We start from the raw sequence: 19314 nt of genomic DNA on the forward strand, positions 1-19314 counted from the left end.
AAACCATGCGGAACGATGTTGTGCTGCCTTCTGGCAGTGCCGGCGCCGTGCCCTCCGCTGGTACGGGTGCCGGAGTGACCGGCGGTGTCGACGCGCACCATGACGGTCAGACCCGGGAGGCCGTGGTCACCCTGCTCGTCGAAGACGGCCCGCTCACTGCCGGCGACATCGGCGAGCGCCTCGGCATCTCGGCGGCCGGCGTGCGTCGCCATCTCGACGCCCTGACCGGCGCCGGGGACATCGAGGTCGCCTCGCCGGGGTTCGGTCAGCGAGGCCGGGGCCGGCCCGCCAAGTACTTCCAGCTCACCGCTTCCGGACGCGGCAAGATGCGCCACGCCTACGACGACCTGGCCGGTGCGGCGATGCGTAAGCTGCGTGATCTCGGCGGCACCGACGCGGTCGCCGAGTTCGCGCGCGAGCGCGTCGAACGCATCGTGGCCGGCGTCCGTCCCAGCACCGGCCCGGTGACCGTTGCCGACACGGTCGACGAGATCGCCGACGCGCTCACCAGCGCGGGGTACTCGACCAACACGCGTCAGGTCGGGACCGGCATGCAGATCTGCCAGCACCATTGCCCGGTGGCGCACGTCGCCACCGAGTTCCCGGAGCTGTGTGAGGCGGAGACCGCGGTCTTCACCGAACTGCTCGGCACGCACGTGCAGCGTCTGGCGACCATCGCCAACGGTGACTGCGCCTGCACCACCCATGTGCCGATCCACCCACCGCCGGGTGGGACCACCGAAGACCGACCCGGGGCCGTCGCGGACCCCGATACGCAGCCCGTATCGCCCCGCGCCACCCCGAACCAGACACCGACCGCCACGACAACCCGAAAGGCCACGCGATGACTGTCACCGATCCGGCCACCCCGACCCCAGCGGCGCCCCTCACCCAGGAGGAGACGATCGCCGCCCTCGGCAAGTACGGCTACGGCTGGGCCGATTCCGACGTCGCGGGCGCGAGCGCCAAGCGCGGACTGTCCCCGGCGGTCGTCGCCGACATCTCGGCGAAGAAAAGCGAGCCCGAGTGGATGCTCGAGCAGCGCCTCAAGGCCCTCAAGATCTTCGACAAGAAGCCCATGCCCGGCTGGGGTGCGGGGCTCGAGGGCATCGACTTCGACAACATCAAGTACTTCGTGCGCTCCAGCGAGAAGCAGGCCGCCACGTGGGACGACCTGCCCGAGGACATCAAGAACACCTACGACAAGCTCGGCATCCCCGAGGCGGAGAAGCAGCGTCTCGTCTCCGGTGTCGCGGCGCAGTACGAGTCCGAGGTCGTCTACCACTCGATCCGTGAGGACCTCGAGAAGCAGGGCGTGATCTTCCTCGACACCGACACCGCGCTCAAGGAGCACCCGGAGATCTTCCAGCAGTACTTCGGGACCGTCATCCCGGCGGGCGACAACAAGTTCTCCGCGCTCAACACCGCGGTGTGGTCGGGTGGGTCCTTCATCTACGTGCCGCCGGGTGTCCACGTCGACATCCCGCTGCAGGCCTACTTCCGGATCAACACCGAGAACATGGGCCAGTTCGAGCGCACGCTGATCATCGTCGACGAGGGTGCCTATGTGCACTACGTCGAGGGCTGTACCGCGCCGATCTACAAGACGGACTCGCTGCACTCCGCGGTCGTCGAGATCATCGTGAAGAAGGGCGGCCGCTGCCGCTACACGACCATCCAGAACTGGTCGAACAACGTCTACAACCTGGTGACCAAGCGCGCGAAGGCCGAGGCCGGTGCGACCATGGAGTGGATCGACGGCAACATCGGTTCCAAGGTCACCATGAAGTACCCGGCGGTCTGGCTGACCGGCGAGCACGCCAAGGGCGAGGTCCTCTCGGTCGCGTTCGCGGGTGAGGGCCAGCACCAGGACACCGGTTCCAAGATGGTCCACCTCGCGCCGAACACCTCGAGCAACATCGTCTCCAAGTCGGTGGCCCGTGGCGGTGGCCGGGCGTCGTACCGCGGTCTGATCAAGATCAACAACGGTGCGCACGGCAGCCGGTCGACGGTGAAATGCGATGCGCTGCTGGTGGACACCATCTCGCGCAGCGACACCTACCCGTACGTCGACATCCGCGAGGACGACGTGACGATGGGCCACGAGGCGACCGTCTCGAAGGTCAGCGACGATCAGCTCTTCTACCTGATGAGCCGCGGTCTGACCGAGGACGAGGCGATGGCCATGGTGGTCCGCGGCTTCGTCGAGCCGATCGCCAAGGAACTCCCGATGGAATACGCGCTCGAGCTCAACCGCCTGATCGAGCTCCAGATGGAAGGAGCTGTCGGCTGATGGCCGATCCCACATTGCCCGTGACCACTCCCGGCTCGGCGACGCCCGTCGTCAACAAGGGCGAGATGTTCACCTCGTTCGACGTCGACGCCTTCGAGGTGCCGAGTCCCCGCGAGGAGGCGTGGCGGTTCACCCCGTTCCGTCGCCTCCGCGGGTTGCACGACGGGTCCGCGCAGCGGACCGGCGAGGCCGGCGTAGAGGTTGCCGGGGCCGTCGAGGGTGTGACCGTCGAGACCGTCGGTCGCGACGACAAGCGGCTCGGTGAGGGCGGCGTGCCGTTCGACCGTGTTGCCGCGCAGGCGTATTCGTCGTTCACGCAGGCGACCGTGGTGACCGTCGGCCGCGAGGTAGAGCTCGCCGAGCCGGTCACTGTCACGGTCACCGGTCCCGGCGAGGGCGAGACCGCCTTCGGCCACACCCAGATCCGGCTCGAGGCGTTCGCGCGCGCCGTCGTCGTCCTCGATCAGAAGGGCAGCGGCACGTTCGCGGAGAACGTCGAATTCGTCGTCGGCGACAGTGCCGCACTGACCGTCGTGAACATCCACGACTGGGAGGACGACGCCGTCCACGTCGCGACGCATCACGTGCGTGCCGGCCGTGACTCCGTGGTCCGCCACTTCGCGATCAGCTTCGGCGGCAACCTGGTTCGGCTGTCGCCGATCGTCCACTACGACGCGCCCGGTGGCGACGTCGAGATGTGGGGTCTGTACTTCGCCGACGCCGGCCAGCATCTCGAGCAGCGACTCCTCGTCGACCACAGCCAGCCGCACTGCCGCTCGAACGTCGTCTACAAGGGCGCGCTGCAGGGCGACGTCTCCGGCGATCGCAGCCGTGAGGCCCACACCGTGTGGGTCGGCGACGTGCTGATCCGAGCCGAGGCCGAGGGCACCGACACCTTCGAGCTCAACCGCAACCTGGTGCTCACCGACAACGCGCGTGCCGACTCGGTGCCGAACCTCGAGATCGAGACCGGCGAGATCGTCGGTGCCGGACATGCCAGCGCCACCGGTCGTTTCGACGACGAGCAACTGTTCTACCTGCAGGCCCGCGGCATCCCCGAGGACCAGGCCCGACGCCTCGTCATCCGCGGCTTCTTCGGCGAGGTGATCGCCAAGATCGGTGTGCCCGAGCTGCGCGAGCGTCTCTCGGCCGCGGTCGAGCAGGAACTCGAACTCGCCGGCGCCTGACCGCCGATCACCCTCGCCATCCGAACTTCCCAGCCCGGAGAAAGAAATCCTGAGACTATGACCACACTGGAAATCCGTGACCTGCACGTCGATGTCGCGCAGACCGACGCCGACGCCGAGCCCATCCACATCCTCAAGGGTGTCGACCTGACCGTGAAGTCGGGGGAGACGCACGCGATCATGGGCCCCAACGGTTCCGGCAAGTCGACGCTGTCCTACGCCATCGCCGGTCACCCCAAGTACGAGGTGACCTCGGGGTCGATCACCCTCGACGGTGAGGACGTCCTGGAGATGAGCGTCGACGAGCGGGCCCGCGCCGGACTGTTCCTCGCCATGCAGTACCCCGTCGAGGTGCCCGGCGTCTCGATGTCGAACTTCCTGCGGACCGCCGCCACCGCCGTGCGTGGTGAGGCGCCGAAGCTGCGCCACTGGGTCAAGGAGACCAAGGAGGCGATGACCTCGCTCGACATCGATCCGTCGTTCTCCGAGCGCAGTGTCAACGAGGGTTTCTCCGGCGGTGAGAAGAAGCGTCACGAGATCCTCCAGCTCGATCTGCTCAAGCCGCGGATCGCGATCCTCGACGAGACCGACTCCGGCCTCGACGTCGACGCCCTGCGGGTGGTCAGCGAGGGCGTGAACCGCTATAAGGAGCGCGACAACGGCGGGATCCTGCTGATCACGCACTACACGCGCATCCTCCGCTACATCAAGCCGGAGTTCGTGCACGTGTTCGTCAACGGCCGCGTCGTCGAATCCGCCGGTCCCGAACTCGCCGACGAGCTCGAGGAGAAGGGTTACGAGCGTTTCACCTCGGCTGCCAAGGCCGGCTGAGACCGCCCGACCGATCCGAGCCGACCAGCACAGGAGGTGTACCAGGTGACACTCTCGACAGAGGTTTCCACCGCCCTGGACGTCGATTCGCTGCGCGCCGACTTCCCGATCCTCTCGCGCTCCGTGCGCGACGGAAAGCCGCTGGTGTACCTGGATTCCGGGGCGACCTCGCAGCGTCCGGTCCAGGTGCTCGACGCCGAACGGTACTTCCTCACGCACCACAACGCGGCGGTGCATCGCGGCGCGCATCAGCTCGCCGAAGAGGCGACCGATGCGTATGAGGACGCCCGGGAGGTCATCGCGGCGTTCGTGGGGGCGTCCGCCGACGAGCTCGTGTTCACCAAGAACGCGACCGAGGCACTCAACCTCGTGACCTACACCCTCGGCGACCCGCGGTCCGCGGACGTCCTCGGGGGTTCGGCGCTCGGGCCCGGCGACACCGTCGTCATCACCGAGCTGGAGCATCACGCCAATCTCGTTCCGTGGCAGGAGCTCTGCGGCCGCACGGGCGCGACGCTCCGCTGGTTCGGGGTCACCGACGAGGGCCGGATCGACCTGGATTCGCTGACCCTCGACCAGTCGGTGAAGGTCGTCTCGTTCACCCATCAATCGAATGTGACCGGTGCGGTCGCCGATGTGGCCGAGCTGGTCTCGCGCGCACGCGCGGTCGGCGCACTCGTCGTGCTCGACGCCTGCCAGTCGGTGCCGCACATGCCGGTCGACTTCCGTGCACTCGACGTCGACTTCGCCGCCTTCTCCGGGCACAAGATGTTCGGGCCCAGTGGCGTCGGAGCGCTGTACGGCAAGTCCGATCTGCTGAATGCGTTGCCGCCGTTCATCACCGGCGGCTCGATGATCGAGACAGTGACCATGGAGGGGTCGACCTACGCCCCGCCGCCGCAACGGTTCGAGGCGGGCGTGCCGATGACCTCGCAGGTCGTCGGACTCGGTGCCGCGGTGCGCTACCTGACCGACCTCGGCATGGACGCCGTCGCCGCGCATGAGCATGCGCTGACCGCGCGGGCGCTGGAGCATCTCGGCGACATCGAGGGCCTGCGGATCATCGGGCCGTCGACCCCGGAGAACCGCGGCGGCGCCGTGGCCTTCCTCGTCGACGGCATCCACGCCCACGATCTCGGTCAGATCCTCGACGACGAGGGCGTGGCCATCCGGGTGGGTCACCACTGCACGTGGCCGCTGCACCGGCGCTTCGGCGTCGCCGCCACCGCGCGTGCGTCGTTCGCCGCGTACAACACGTTCGCCGAGGTCGATGCGCTCGCCGCCGCGATCGTCACGGCGCAGAAGTTCTTCGGGACGGTCTGAGCCATGCGGATGGAACAGATGTACCAGGAAGTGATCCTGGACCACTACAAACACCCACACGGGCGCGGACTCCGTGAACCGTTCGGTGCCGAGGTCCATCACGTCAACCCGACCTGTGGTGATGAGGTCACCCTGCGCGTGGCGGTCTCCGACGACGGTTCGAGCATCGACGACGTGTCCTACGACGGGCAGGGATGCTCGATCTCGCAGGCGTCGACGTCGGTGTTGCACGACCTCATCGTCGGCCGGCCGGTCGGGGAAGCCTTGGCCACCGTCGAGTCGTTCAACGCGATGATGACCTCCCGCGGCAAGGACGCCGGCGACGAGGACGTCATCGGCGACGGGATCGCCTTCGCCGGGGTGAGCAAATACCCGGCACGCGTCAAATGCGCGCTCCTGGGCTGGATGGCCTTCAAGGACGCACTCGCGCAGACGATGGACAGCCACGAGACACGAGCGGAGACAGCATGAGTGACGACACAGCCACCACAGACACACCGACGACCGCGGCCACCGACACCGGCGTGACGGGGACACCCGCCGCGCCCGCGACGTCGCTGCCGGCCATCGAGGACGTCGAGGAGGCGATGCGCGACGTGGTCGACCCCGAACTCGGGATCAACGTCGTCGACCTCGGCTTGGTCTACGGCATCGAGGTGACCGACGACGCGGTCGCGAAGATCGACATGACCCTCACCTCGGCGGCCTGTCCGCTGACCGACGTGATCGAGGATCAGTCGCGCGGTGCGCTGGTCTCCAGCGGTCTGTGCACCGACATGGAGATCAACTGGGTCTGGCTGCCGCCGTGGGGTCCGGACAAGATCACCGACGACGGTCGCGAACAGCTCCGCGCCCTCGGCTTCACCGTCTGACCGACGATCGGACACACCGCTGCGCCGGCCCCGGTCATGATCGACGACCGGGTCCGGCGCTTGGTCGTCGACAGGGCACTTCCGTGCGAGGAGTTGATCGCATGAGGCGTTTCGAGTCGCGAGTCGAGCGGATGATCCGCGAGGCCACCGAACGCGGCGAGTTCGACAACCTGCCGGGCGCGGGGAAGCCGTTGGATCTGACCGACAGCGATGATCCCGACTGGTGGGTCAAGCGCAAGATCCGCGAGGAGAACCTCGACTCGTCGGCGTTGCTCCCCGCGCCCCTGCTGTTGCGCCGGGAGGCACAGGATTTCCCGGAGTCGCTGCGCCACATCGCCGACGAGGACGCGGTCCGTGACATCCTCGTCGACTTCAATCGCCGTGTGCGCGAGGCACATCTCGCCGCCCGCCAGATGGCGTTGCCGCACAGTGTCGTCGCGCACACCGTCGATGTCGACGACATGATCCGGCGGTGGCGAGTGCTGCGGCGCTGATCAGCCGGCGTCGCCGGCCCACGCCGGGGTGGACATCGCGCCCCGTGCCACCACGACGCGAGTACGCATGTCGACTGCGGCGATGACCCTGGTCATCGCGCTCATCGTGCCGGTCAGATCGCCCCGCTTGCTCAGGTAAGTGCGTTGTGCGGCAACGGGCATCGTGAAGAACGCCTCGAAGAAGGCGACCGTCTGCGACGGACTGAGCCCCAGCAGCGCGCTGAGCCCACGAAGACGCAGGTTGTGCACCGCACGGGTGGACGGCGGCCACAGATCCGCGGCGGGGTCGCGGCCTGCTGCGAGCGCCGCCACGACCGCGTCCGTGCACATCAGCGACGTCGCCACGCTGTAGCCGGTCGTCGGGTTCTTGAAACCGCCCGCGGCGCCGAACCGGAAAACGGGATCGCGCCAGGGGTGTGGTGATGAGCCGGTCAGCGGGAAGTCGACGTGCTCGACCCGCCGGATCCCCGACGGCATCCCACCGAGCCGCGCGGCCAGGCGGCGCTCGAGTTCGTCGAGACCGAGGGCGGGATGCCCGGCGAGGCAGGTCTCCTCGAGGAGGTACTCGCCCCCGCCGAGCGGCACGACATACAGAAAGGACGGCAGCGCCCAGCGGTCTGTCGCGCCACCCCGCCAGTCCATGAGCAGTGCCTCGTGTCCGTCCAGCACGGGTGCGGCCACCTCCGCGTCGACGATGATCCCGTACGCGGTCTGTCGAGGTGCGTCGTGGGGGAGCGCACCGCGACAGTCGACCACGACATCGCCGGTCAGGACCGAACCGTCATCGAGATGCACACGCGCGCCGTCGATCTCGACCACCCGGGCGGAACGGGTCGGAACCCCGTCGAGGGTCAGTGACCGTTGCAGGCCGGGGGTGTCGAAGACGGTGTACCCGCGGGCCACCTCCTCGAGTTCGCGGCCCGCGATCCCGATGCGCTCGGTCCGGGCGGCGACGGCGGACTGCTCGACCCACTCGGGCAACTCGTCGGACCAGCAGGCGAACGTGGACCGCCAGACCCGGTCGGGGGACGGATCGACCAGGGTGACCGGTACGCCGGCACGGGCCAGGCGGTGGACGAGGGCGCGGCCGGCCGGCCCGGCCCCCGCGACGATGACTCCGGAACTCACATCCTGTCCTTCGGCGCGGGCGACGATCCGGACGGTGACGCGTCGTCGGGTTGGGACGTCACGAACCGCCGGTGGCGAGCATGCCACCGTCGACGGCCAGGGTCTCGCCGGTGATCCACGCCGACTCGTCGCTCGCGAGGAAGGCGACCGCCCGGGCGACGTCCTCGGGTTCCCCGATCCGCTTCATCGGGTACGAGTTCGCCGCGCGGGCCTCGTTCTCGCCCTCGATCAGCCCGGAGGCGAACTTCGTGCGCACGATGGACGGGGCGATCGCGTTGACCCGGATGGCCGGACCGAGTTCCCAGGCGAGCTCGGCGGTCAGGCGGATCAGCGCCGCCTTCGACGTGCCGTACGCCGCGATCACGCCCGTCGACCGCAGACCCGCGACCGACGAGATGTTGACGACCGACCCGCCGGTGTCCTTCATGCCCGCCCGGTAGGCCTCCTGGACGAACCCGAGCGCGGCGACGACATTGGTGTCGAACGTCTTGCGGTACGCGGCGAGGTCGGCCCCCATCAGCGGGCCGGCCAGCGGCGCGATCCCGGTGTTGTTGACCAGGATGTGGATTCCGCCGCCCTGTGCGACGGCCGCGGCCACGGCGGCCGTCCGGTCGTCGGCGTCGCCGGTGTTGCCCGCACACGCCGAGACCGTTGCTCCGGGCACCGCCGTCCGGATCCGGCCGGCCGCCTCCTCGAGTGGCTCGGCCTTCCGGCTCGTGATGACGACCGAGGCACCGCGTCGGGCCAGTTCCGTCGCGATCGCCTCACCGATGCCGCGACTGGCACCGGTGACGAGCGCGGACCGGCCGGTCAAGTCGGAGGACTGCGGGAAGTTCTGCGGAATCGTTGTGGAGTGCGTCACGTCCCACACCGTATCGGTCCACCGTGACGGGGGTGGTCGACTCGGCCGCACGGCGCCGGGGTCCGCACGTGGGAAAAGCAGTGGCGCGGCACCGGTAGAATCGACCGTCGTGATCACCGCGACCGACCTGGAGGTACGAGCGGGCGCTCGGACCCTGTTGGCGGCGCCCGGCGACGCCTTACGCATCCAGCCCGGCGACCGGATCGGCCTCGTGGGCCGCAACGGTGCCGGCAAGACCACCACGCTGCGCATCCTGGCCGGCGAGACCGAACCCTACGCGGGATCGATCCGCCGGTCCGGTGAACTCGGTTACCTCCCGCAGGACCCCAAAGAGGGCGACCTCGACGTCCTGGCCAAGGACCGGGTGCTCTCCGCGCGCGGTCTCGACGAGATCTTGCGCGACATGGAGAAGCAGCAGGCGCAGATGGCCGAGGCCGCCGACGACAAGCTGCGGGACAAGGCCGTGGCGCGGTACGGCCGGCTCGAAGAGCGCTTCGCCGCCCTCGGCGGATACGTCGCCGAATCCGAGGCCGCGCGGATCTGCAACAGCCTGGGTCTGCCCGACCGGGTTCTCGAGCAGCCGCTACGGACACTCTCCGGCGGTCAGCGCCGACGGATCGAGCTCGCACGCATCCTGTTCGCGGCGTCCGACGGTTCGGGGAAATCCGACACCACCCTCCTGCTCGACGAACCGACCAACCACCTCGACGCCGACTCGATCGCCTGGCTCCGCAGCTTCCTGCAGAACCACGAGGGGGGTCTCGTCGTGATCAGTCACGACGTCGACCTGCTGGCCGACGTGGTGAACCGGGTGTGGTTCCTCGACGCGGTGCGCGGTGAGGCCGACATCTACAACATGAGCTGGAAGCGGTACCTCGATGCCCGGGCGACCGACGAGCAGCGCCGTCGTCGCGAACGGGCCAACGCCGAGAAGAAGGCGTCCGCCCTGCGCGCGCAGGCCGCGAAGCTCGGTGCCAAGGCGACCAAGGCGACCGCCGCGCAGAACATGCTCAAGCGCGCGGAGCGGATGATCGACGCCCTCGACGAGGAGCGGGTGGCCGACCGCACCGCGCGGATCCGGTTCCCCGAACCGGCCGCATGCGGCAAGACACCGTTGATGACGTCCGGACTCTCGAAGAGCTACGGCTCGCTGGAGATCTTCACCGGGGTGGACCTCGCGATCGACAAGGGCAGTCGCGTAGTCGTCCTCGGCCTCAACGGCGCGGGCAAGACGACGCTGCTGAGAATGCTTGCCGGAGTGGAGAAGCCGGACACAGGGTCGATCGCGCCGGGATTCGGTCTGAAGATCGGCTACTTCGCGCAGGAACACGACACCCTCGACGACCGGGCGTCGGTGTGGGAGAACATCCGGCACGCGGCACCCGACGCGGGCGAGCAGGACCTCCGAGGCCTGTTGGGCGCGTTCATGTTCAGCGGCGCCCAGCTCGATCAGCCGGCCGGCACGCTGTCCGGCGGTGAGAAGACCCGGCTCACGCTGGCCGGGCTGGTGTCCTCGGCGGCGAACGTCTTGCTCCTCGACGAGCCGACCAACAACCTCGACCCGATCTCGCGCGAACAGGTCCTCGACGCCCTGCGCAGCTACACCGGGGCCGTCGTCCTGGTCACGCACGATCCGGGCGCCGCCGCCGCGCTCGATCCGCAGCGTGTGATCCTGTTGCCCGACGGCACCGAGGACCACTGGAGCGAGGAGTATCAGGAGCTCATCGAGCTCGCCTGATCGCCTCGATGACCCGATCGGTCCCGGCGCGGTCGGGCACCGTCAGCCGGTGACCGTGTTCGGCGAACTGCCGGCCGACGACCCCCGCGGCCCGCAGCCGCCGCCCGAACTCGATGCCGTCGGTGCCCGGCACGAACACGAAATTCGCCTCGCTCGGCAGCGCCGGGTGGCCCGAGTCGCGCAGCGCGTCGGCGATTCGATCGCGTTCGCGGCGCATCGCCGTGACCCGTCCGGCCAGCTCGTCGGACGCGGCAAGTGCCAGCGACGCCGCGTGTTCGGCGGCCGCGGTGATCGAGAAGGGGACTTCGTGACGGCGGGCACCGCCGATGGACGTCGCCGACCCGATCGCATAACCGACCCGCAGTCCCGCGAGACCGTGGGCTTTGGAGAGGCTTCGCACCACGATCAGGTTGGGGTACTCGTCGACCAGCGTCCGGACATCGGGTGCGTTCCGGCAGTACTCGACGTACGCCTGGTCGGGGATCACCGGGATCGCCGGGTCGACAGCCATGAGCAGATCACGGATCTCCGTGTCGGAGACGACCGATCCGGTCGGGTTGTGCGGGCTGCAGACGATGACGGCCGCGGTGTCCGGACGCGCGGCCGCGGCGAGCGCACCGATATCGGGACGCCCGTCGGCGAGCAGCGGGGTGATGCCGATTCCGAGCCCGATCATCTCGGCGAGCAGCGCGAAACCCTCGAATGTCGGTGCGGGGGTGACGATCCGCGGTCCGGTACGACCCCTGGCCCGGGCCCGTGCAGCCGAGTCCTGCAGGATCGCGGAGAGTACGGCCGTCGCCCCGGCGGGTAGGCTAAAGTCCGGCGTCGGAGGGCTGTGGTCTGGACGAGCGGTCGGGTCACCAGGTGGCTTCGACTCGGCTCCTCGACCTCGACGCGCTCCTTCGTCGCTTGCTCGGCCCGGCGGCTCCGCTCGGTGCCGGCTCGACCAGCGTTCGGGCGGCTCGGCCAGCGGTGGGGCGGCTCAACCAGCTGACGGGCTTGATGCCTCCGGCCAATACCGCTTGCGCAGATCGCCTTTCACGAGCTTCCCGGTGGGCGTGCGCGGCAGGTCGTCGACGAAGTCGACCGACCGGGGCGCCTTGTAGGCCGCGATGTTCTCGGTGGTGAACGCGATCAGCTGCTCGGCGAGCCGATCGGTGGGTTCGTGGCCGTCAGCGAGCTGCACGCAGGCCTTCGCGACCTCGCCGAGGTCGGGGTCGGGGACACCGATCACCGCGACGTCGAACACCGCCGGGTGATTGATGAGGACGTTCTCGGCCTCCTGCGGGTAGATGTTGACGCCGCCGGAGATGATCATGAACGCCTTGCGGTCGGTCAGATACAGATAGCCCTCGTCGTCGACGTATCCGACATCCCCTGTGGTGGACCAGTTCTCGTGTTCGGGGTGCTGGGCCTTGCGGGTCTTGTCGGGGTCGTTGTGGTACTGGAACGCCACGTCCTCGCGTTCGAAGAAGACCTGGCCGACCTCACCGGTCGGGAGTTCCTTGCCGTCCTCGTCGCAGATGTGGACCACGCCGAGCAGCGGCTTGCCCACCGAGCCGGGGTGATCGAGCGCCTCCTGCGGGCCGATGAACGTTGCGCCGGCGGCCTCGGTCGATGCGTAATACTCGTGGATGACCGGGCCCCACCACTCGATCATCGCCCGCTTCACCTCGACCGGGCAGGGCGCGGCCGCGTGGACGGCGATCTTCATGCTGCTGACGTCGTACTTCGAGCGGACGTCGGCGGGCAGCTTCAGCATCCGGATGAACATGGTGGGCACCCACTGGCTGTGGGTCACGCGATACTTCTCGATGGCGGCGAGGGCCGCTTCGGGATCGAACCGGTCCATCATGACCACGGTCCCGCCGACCGAGTTGGTCATCCCGCAATAGCGCAGCGGCGCTGCGTGATACAGCGGTGCGGGGGACAGGTAGACCGCGGAGTCGTCGTAGCCGTACATGGGCGCGAAGATCGCGGTGTAGGCGTCGGGCACCTGGTCGACCTGCCCTTCGGGCATCGGTGTCTTGATGCCCTTCGGACGGCCGGTGGTCCCGGAGGAGTAGAGCATGTCGGTGCCGCGCGGCTGGTCGGTGCGGGGCTCTGCCGACGCATTGGCCAGGACCTTGTCGTAACTCTCGAAGCCGTCGAGATCGCCACCCCACACGATGCGGCGACCCGGGCCGGCAAGGGCCTCGATCTCGCCGGCGGCCGACACGGCCTCGACGACCGAGGCGCCGGCGAACAGGACCTGCGCGTTGCAGTCGGAGAGGATGTAGTTGGTCTCCGCCGCGGTGAGGTGGTGGTTGACCGCGGTCACGTACAGACCGCTGCGCAGGGCCGCCCAGTACACCTCGAAGACGTGGAAGTCGTTGGCGGAGACCACGGCGATGTTGTCGCCGCGTCGGAGTCCGAGGGAGTCGAGGTAGTTGGCGAGCCGGGTCGAGTTCTCGTCCAGTTGTCGGTAGGTCAGTACCTCGCCGGTAGCGGCCCGGATGACGGCCGGCTTGTCGGGGGTGGATTTCGCGAAGACTCCAGGAAACAAGAGTGACGCTCCTCGTGACGAAGGGGATGGCCACCCCGAACGACCGTATCTAACGCTCGTTCGGGGTGTTGCGAGTCACAGTACCCTAGCGTCGTGTCCGATTTCGCAGTTCCTCAGTGCGTCGCGAGAAACCTGTCCATGGTTCGCTCCGCGAGCGCGGTGATCGTCAGCGCGGGATTCACCAGGCCGACTGCGCCGGGGACGAAGGAACCGTCGACGACCCACAGGTTGTCGTAGCCCCGGACTCCGCCGTCAGCGTCGGCCGCGGCACCCATGACGACGCCGCCGAGCCCGTGATAGGTACTCGCGGAACCGAATCCGAGCGCGCGAGACGACACGTGGGTTCCGTTGGCGGCGAAGCCGAAACGGCCCTCGGTGCGTTCGTGGAAACGCTTGATGAAGGCGTTGCTGCGGCGGTCGAGGTCGTTGCGGTCGGCGGGGTGGGGATAGTTCAGTTGCGCCCGCCGGATGCGATGGTCGTAATCGATCGTGCCGCGTTCGTCGGTGTGGGCCTGCACGAGGTGGGTGGTCGCGGCCTTGCCGAGCGGTGCCGGCAGCGGGGTGGCCTGATAGACCATCGAGACCGGTCCGCCGGGCAGGTTGTCCTCGTAGATCCGTGCGTAGCCCGGTCCGGCCTGGACGGCGCCGAAATCCTCGCGGGGGTTCGCCCGGATGGTGAGGAAGTCGCCGTTCACGCCGAAGCCGTCGCCGATGCGCGGTGACAGTCGCGGCAGGCGCCCCTGCGCGCGCGCTTCGACGAGCAGCCGGGTGGTGTGGAAGGAGCCCGCGGCCATGAAGAGGTGATCGGCCTCGGTGGTCACGGTGCGTACCGTGCGGCCCTGCTCGTCGAGAACCCGTGCGGTGACGACGAATCCGGCGCGGCGCGAGCGAGGCCGGATGTCGAAGACCTCGTGCATCGGCTTGACGGTGACGTTGCCGGTCCGTTCGGCGGCGAGGAGGTAGCTGCGGTCGAGAGACTTCTTGGCGCCGCTGTTGACGCCGTAGCTCAGTTCGCCCGCGGTCACCGACGGGGTGGCCCGGCCGGCCAGTTCGTCGCGGGCGATGTCCCAGTCGATGGCGAAGTCGAAGAAGTGCGGTGACGCGCCGTAGCGCTCGATCACCTTCAGCCAGGACCGGGCCCCGACGTACTTGGGGTGCGCGAGGATGTCCGCGGGCAGCGGCGAGACGCCGAGCCCGGCCTTCGCGCGCGGGAAGTAGGTCTGGGCGAGCTGCGCGTAGTCGGCGGCCGCCGGGAAGATGTGCTCGAAGTCCTGTCGGCGGGGGACGGGCGTGAAGGAGCCGAACACGAGCGACCCGCCGCCGACGCCTGCGCCGTACACGGCCTCGACGCCGTTGCCCATCACATGGTCGAGCACGCCGGGATACGGCTCCACCGGGATGCCGCTCGCCGCGCTCGCACCGGCGGGGCTGCCGAACCACGCGGCGCGTTTGTCCGGGGTGGTCGTCGTGGCGAAGGTGTTGCCGTCCGGCGCGGTGCGCGATCGGCGAGTCGGCCGGGGCCGCGGGACGTTAGGCTCCGGGGTGTGACGGCTGCGCTGCAGATCGAGGTGGACCGCGACAGCGTGGCGATGGGGGATGACGTCGCTTCCCACGCACATTCACTCCTTGTGGAGCCGGGTACGGCGCTGAGTGTCGTCCTCGCCGCGGCGGCGCCCGGGATCCGTGCTCGGGGCTGGTCCTGGGTGGCCGACGTCGACGGCCGGGTCGCCGCCGTCTGGTCGGCCGACCACGGTGTGCAGATGCTCGTCGGGGACGGACCGGTGACCGCGGACGACGTGCCATGCCGGATTCATTACCGGTACTTCCTGCAGATCGACCCGGCGTGGCTGTATCGGCGCCTCGCCGAGGGGGCCGCGGCGGACCGGGGCGCCCTCGAACGCGAGTACCGCCCGATCGGTGATCGGCGACGCGAGGAGGACGAGCGTCGCCGCGAACGCGATTCGGCGACAAGGTATCTGACCGTCGAGTGCACCGCGGCGCTGCGCGGCTTCGGTGCGGAGTTCGATCTGCACAACGACCGGACGGCACGGTTCGACGTGGTCGGCTCGATGTGGCGGGTACAGCGCGCCGACACCATGACCATGACCTTCGACGGGGCGAATCAGGTCCTGTCGTCGATCCGACCCGTCGGCGTCGCCGAGTGCTGGCTGGTCGCGGCCGTCGGAATGCGTATGCGACAGGTGCAGGGACTCACGCCGGTCCCGAACGACCCCCGTTTGCCGGTGCCGGAGCTGCGGCCGATGGGGTCAGGGGTGGCCGGATCGCCACGCTGGACGACGAGAGGTACGAGAGCCGATCCCGTTGTCCAGCTGACCGGCGATGAGGCGGTGCGGGCCTACCGGTTGTCGGCGAACCGTTCGATCGACGAGGTCGTGTCCCTGCTGGCCCCGGACTGAGGTCAGTCGTGTGCGCGCACGGACTCCTCGACGAGGTCGAGCACCGCGTGCAGATCGTCGGTGGGCTGGCCGGTGGCCAACCGCGTGATCAGGCCGTCGAGCACGAGGTCGAGGTAGTTGAGCAGAACGTCGGTCGGGACGTCGTCGCGCAGGCGCCCCGCCTGCCGACCCCGCTCCAGCCGGCTGAGTGTCGCCTGCTCGACCTCGGCCGCGTAGGACACCCACTCCGCACGGAATCCGTTGTCCGTCCGTAGTTTCCGCGCGATCTCCAGGCGCGTGCCGAGCCAGTCGAAATCCTGGGGGCGCGTGAGCATGTCGCGCATGACCTGCACCAGGCCCTGCTCGGCCGCGACATCGGCCATTCGCTCGGCGTCCTCCCGCGCGAGCGCGAGGAACAGCGCCTCCTTGTCCCGGTAATGGTGGAAGATCGCACCCCGGGACAAGCCGGTGGACTCTTCGATCCGTTTGACGGTCGCGCCGTCGTATCCGTACTCCGCGAAGCAATGCCGCGCGCCGTCGAGAATCTCCCGACGACGCGCGGCAAGCCGGTCATCGCTGACCTTGGGCACGTCGAGTGCCTCCTGTCAGCTCTTGATCATGTTGCGCAGCACGTACTGCAGGATGCCTCCGTTGCGGTAGTAGTCGGCCTCACCCGGGGTGTCGATGCGGACCTTGGCATCGAACTCCACCGTCGAGCCGTCTTCCTTGGTGGCGGTGACGTGCACGGTCGACGGCGTCGTCCCGTTGTTAAGCTCTTCGATACCCGCAATGTCGTAGGTCTCGGTGCCGTCGAGGCCCAGCGACTTGTGCGACTCGCCCTCCGGGAACTGCAGCGGGATGACGCCCATGCCGATGAGGTTCGAGCGGTGGATGCGCTCGAAGCTCTCGGTGATGACGGCCTTCACGCCGAGGAGGCTGGTGCCCTTGGCCGCCCAGTCACGCGACGATCCGGTGCCGTACTCCTTGCCGCCGAGCACGACGAGCGGGATGTTCTGCTCGGCGTAGTTCTGCGCGGCGTCGTAGATGAACGACTGCGGTGCACCCTCCTGGGTGAAGTCGCGGGTGTAACCGCCGGTCACACCGTCCAGCAGCTGGTTCTGCAGGCGGATGTTGCCGAAGGTCGACCGGATCATCACCTCATGGTTGCCGCGGCGGGCGCCAAGCGAGTTGTAGTCCTTGCGGGCCACCCCGTTGGCATCGAGATACTGCGCGGCGGGGGTGCCGGGCTTGATCGTCGACGCGGGGGAGATGTGGTCGGTGGTCACCGAGTCGCCGAGCTTCGCGAGCACGCGTGCGCCCTTGATGTCGGAGACGGGCGACGGCTCACGCTGCATGCCCTCGAAGTACGGAGGCTTGCGGACGTAGGTGGACTCGTCGTCCCACTCGAAGGTCTTGCCCGACGGGGTCGGCAGGTTCTGCCAGCGCTCGTCACCCTTGAAGACGTCGGCGTAGTCCGAGGCGTACTGCTCCGGCGAGATCGACGAGGCGATGGTCGCCTCGATCTCCTCGTTGGTCGGCCAGATGTCCTTGAGGAACACGTCGTTGCCGTCGGTGTCCTTGCCCAGCGCGTCGGTCTCGAAGTCGAAGTCCATCGTGCCGGCCAGGGCATAGGCGATGACCAGCGGCGGCGACGCGAGGTAGTTCATCTTCACGTCGGGGTTGATGCGACCCTCGAAGTTGCGGTTGCCCGACAGCACCGCGGTGGCGGTGAGGTCGTTGTCGTTGATCGCCTTCGAGATCTCCTCCGGCAGCGGGCCGGAATTGCCGATGCACGTGGTGCAGCCGTAGCCGACGAGGTAGAAGCCGAGCTTCTCCAGGTACGGCCAGAGACCGGACTTGTCGTAGTAACCGGTGACGACCTGCGAGCCCGGTGCCATCGACGTCTTGACCCACGGCTTGGACGACAGGCCCTTCTCCACGGCCTTCTTGGCCAGGAGCGCCGCGCCGAGCATGACCGACGGGTTGGAGGTGTTGGTGCAGCTGGTGATCGAAGCGATGGTCACGATCCCGTGGTCGAGGATCATCGATCCTCGTTCCTCGGAATCCACCCGGACCGGATTGGTCGGCCGGCCCTCGGCGCCGTTGGCGGCCGAGTGCAGCGGCTCGGCGTCGTCGTCGGCGAAGGACAGGGTCGCGGGGTCGGACGCCGGGAAGGTTTCCTCGACCGCCTCGTCCAGCTTGGTCTGCGGAGCGGAGTTGCCGTTCTCGACGTAGTTGTGGATGTCCTTACGGAACGCGTTCTTCGCGTCCCACAGCTCGATGCGGTCCTGCGGACGCTTCGGGCCGGCGATCGACGGGACGACGTCGGCCAGGTCGAGCTCGAGGTACTCCGAGTACACGGCCTCCTCGGCGTCCTTCTCCAGCCACATGCCCTGTTCCTTGGCATAGGCCTCGACGAGCGCGAGCGTCTCCTCGCTGCGCCCGGTGAGTCGGAGGTAGTTGACGGTCTCGCCGTCGATCGGGAACATCGCGCAGGTCGAGCCGAACTCGGGGCTCATGTTGCCGATGGTGGCGCGGTTGGCGAGCGGGACCTCGCCGACACCGTTGCCGTAGAACTCGACGAACTTGCCGACCACGCCGTGCTTGCGCAGCATCTCGGTGATGGTGAGGACCACGTCGGTCGCGGTGACGCCCGGCTTGGTCGCGCCGGTGAGCTTGAAGCCGACGACGCGGGGGATGAGCATGGAGACCGGCTGACCGAGCATCGCGGCCTCGGCCTCGATGCCGCCGACGCCCCAGCCCAGGACGCCGAGGCCGTTCTCCATCGTGGTGTGCGAGTCGGTGCCGATGCAGGTGTCGGGGTAGGCGACGCCGTCACGGACCATCACCGAGCGCGCGAGGTGCTCGATGTTGACCTGGTGCACGATGCCGGTGCCCGGCGGCACGACGCGGAAGTCGTCGAAGGCGCCCTGACCCCAGCGGAGGAACTTGTAGCGCTCCTCGTTGCGCTGGTACTCGATCTCGACGTTGCGCTCGAACGCCTGGGCATTGCCGAAGGCCTCGATGATGACGGAGTGGTCGATGACCATCTCGGCCGGTGCGAGCGGGTTGACCTTGTCCGGGTCGCCGCCGAGTTCCTTGACGGCGTCGCGCATGGTCGTGAGGTCGACGATGCAGGGCACGCCGGTGAAGTCCTGCATGATCACGCGGGCAGGCGTGAACTGGATCTCGACGCTCGGTTCGGCGTTCGGGTCCCAGTTCGCCAGGGCCTCGATGTGCTCCTTGGTGATGTTCGCGCCGTCCTCGGTGCGCAGGAGGTTCTCGGCGAGGACCTTCAGAGCGTAGGGGAGCTTGGCGGTGCCCTCGACGGCGTTCAGACGGTAGATCTCGTAGCTGTTGTCACCGACGTCCAGCGTGCCGCGGGCGCCGAAGGAATTGATACTCACGTCTAAATCCACTCTCCTCGTGTGCCGGCGGGCTGCGCCGGCGATTACTCGATGATCCACTTGCGGTCGGGCGGGGCTGGTCGATCCGGCGCAGTCGTGCCGCACCGGCTGACGTTCTGCACCGGCGGGCTGCGCCGGCACCATCGGATGTCCGCGAGGGCCACCCGCGACAACGTCGTCCAGTCTAACAGTACGAGCGTACTGTTACCAAGCTCGGGCCGGGACACCCCGGATCGGA

At 68.4% G+C, this 19314-nt stretch carries 17 protein-coding genes; 10 read left to right on the forward strand and 7 right to left on the reverse strand.

Annotated elements, in window-relative coordinates; genetic code table 11:
- Positions 1-5: 5 nt before the first annotated feature.
- From AS181_RS04305 to AS181_RS04340, 8 genes are all read left to right on the forward strand, one after another.
- A complete protein-coding gene (locus AS181_RS04305; protein WP_058250378.1) occupies positions 6-848 on the forward strand; it encodes a helix-turn-helix transcriptional regulator in 843 nt (280 codons plus the stop codon).
- On the forward strand, positions 845-2293 hold the full coding sequence (gene sufB / locus AS181_RS04310; RefSeq protein WP_058250379.1) for a Fe-S cluster assembly protein SufB: 1449 nt from the start codon (positions 845-847) through the stop codon (positions 2291-2293). The genes AS181_RS04305 and sufB overlap by 4 nt, the downstream gene beginning before the upstream one ends.
- Entirely contained in the window at positions 2293-3480 is a 1188-nt protein-coding gene (sufD, locus tag AS181_RS04315; protein WP_058250380.1) for a Fe-S cluster assembly protein SufD, read from the forward strand. Before sufB ends, sufD begins: the two co-directional genes overlap by 1 nt.
- A 57-nt stretch (positions 3481-3537) precedes the next feature.
- Entirely contained in the window at positions 3538-4311 is a 774-nt protein-coding gene (gene sufC, locus AS181_RS04320) for a Fe-S cluster assembly ATPase SufC (RefSeq protein WP_058250381.1), read from the forward strand.
- Positions 4312-4356: 45 nt separating this feature from the next.
- Entirely contained in the window at positions 4357-5634 is a 1278-nt protein-coding gene (locus tag AS181_RS04325; RefSeq protein ID WP_058250570.1) for a cysteine desulfurase, read from the forward strand.
- A 3-nt stretch (positions 5635-5637) separates the two neighbouring features.
- Positions 5638-6105 carry a Fe-S cluster assembly sulfur transfer protein SufU gene (sufU, locus tag AS181_RS04330; protein WP_058250382.1) on the forward strand — a complete coding sequence of 156 codons (468 nt, stop codon included), beginning with the start codon at positions 5638-5640 and terminating at the stop codon, positions 6103-6105.
- Positions 6102-6506, forward strand: coding sequence for a metal-sulfur cluster assembly factor (locus AS181_RS04335; RefSeq protein ID WP_082652858.1), 405 nt, complete (start codon positions 6102-6104; stop codon positions 6504-6506). Before sufU ends, AS181_RS04335 begins: the two co-directional genes overlap by 4 nt.
- 101 nt (positions 6507-6607) lie before the next feature.
- Positions 6608-7000 carry a J-domain-containing protein gene (locus AS181_RS04340; RefSeq protein WP_058250383.1) on the forward strand — a complete coding sequence of 131 codons (393 nt, stop codon included), beginning with the start codon at positions 6608-6610 and terminating at the stop codon, positions 6998-7000.
- On the opposite strand, the gene AS181_RS04345 is transcribed toward AS181_RS04340, so the two are convergent.
- Positions 7001-8128, reverse strand: a complete 1128-nt coding sequence (locus AS181_RS04345; protein ID WP_058250572.1) for a lycopene cyclase family protein — start codon at positions 8126-8128, stop codon at positions 7001-7003.
- Positions 8129-8186: 58 nt separating this feature from the next.
- Positions 8187-8999 carry an SDR family oxidoreductase gene (locus AS181_RS04350; protein ID WP_058250384.1) on the reverse strand — a complete coding sequence of 271 codons (813 nt, stop codon included), beginning with the start codon at positions 8997-8999 and terminating at the stop codon, positions 8187-8189.
- A gap of 100 nt (positions 9000-9099) precedes the next feature.
- On the opposite strand from AS181_RS04350, the gene AS181_RS04355 reads away from it, so the two are divergent.
- Positions 9100-10728, forward strand: a complete 1629-nt coding sequence (locus AS181_RS04355; protein WP_058250385.1) for an ABC-F family ATP-binding cassette domain-containing protein — start codon at positions 9100-9102, stop codon at positions 10726-10728.
- Here AS181_RS04355 and AS181_RS04360 read toward each other — a convergent pair.
- The 3 genes from AS181_RS04360 to AS181_RS04370 all read right to left on the reverse strand — a co-directional run bounded on the left by AS181_RS04360 (position 10712) and on the right by AS181_RS04370 (position 14835).
- Positions 10712-11698 carry a pyridoxal phosphate-dependent aminotransferase gene (locus tag AS181_RS04360; protein ID WP_082652859.1) on the reverse strand — a complete coding sequence of 329 codons (987 nt, stop codon included), beginning with the start codon at positions 11696-11698 and terminating at the stop codon, positions 10712-10714. The genes AS181_RS04355 and AS181_RS04360 overlap by 17 nt on opposite strands.
- Before the next feature lie 12 nt (positions 11699-11710).
- Positions 11711-13273, reverse strand: a complete 1563-nt coding sequence (locus AS181_RS04365) for an AMP-binding protein (protein WP_058250386.1) — start codon at positions 13271-13273, stop codon at positions 11711-11713.
- A 113-nt stretch (positions 13274-13386) separates the two neighbouring features.
- Positions 13387-14835 (reverse strand): GMC oxidoreductase, encoded by a 1449-nt coding sequence (locus AS181_RS04370; RefSeq protein WP_442902774.1) that lies wholly within the window; start codon positions 14833-14835, stop codon positions 13387-13389.
- Positions 14836-14901: 66 nt separating this feature from the next.
- Between AS181_RS04370 and AS181_RS04375 the strand changes: the two genes are divergently transcribed.
- Positions 14902-15690: a hypothetical protein gene (locus AS181_RS04375; RefSeq protein ID WP_231742263.1), complete on the forward strand. Its 789-nt coding sequence runs from the start codon at positions 14902-14904 to the stop codon at positions 15688-15690.
- 2 nt (positions 15691-15692) lie between these two features.
- Here the strand turns inward: AS181_RS04375 and AS181_RS04380 are convergent, their stop codons facing one another.
- Positions 15693-16259: a TetR/AcrR family transcriptional regulator gene (locus AS181_RS04380; RefSeq protein ID WP_058250388.1), complete on the reverse strand. Its 567-nt coding sequence runs from the start codon at positions 16257-16259 to the stop codon at positions 15693-15695.
- Between the two features lie 15 nt (positions 16260-16274).
- Positions 16275-19076, reverse strand: coding sequence for an aconitate hydratase (locus tag AS181_RS04385; protein WP_058250389.1), 2802 nt, complete (start codon positions 19074-19076; stop codon positions 16275-16277).
- Positions 19077-19314 lie beyond the last annotated feature (238 nt).

This window comes from Gordonia sp. SGD-V-85 (assembly GCF_001456905.1).
GTDB classification, from domain to species: Bacteria; Actinomycetota; Actinomycetes; order Mycobacteriales; family Mycobacteriaceae; genus Gordonia; species Gordonia hongkongensis.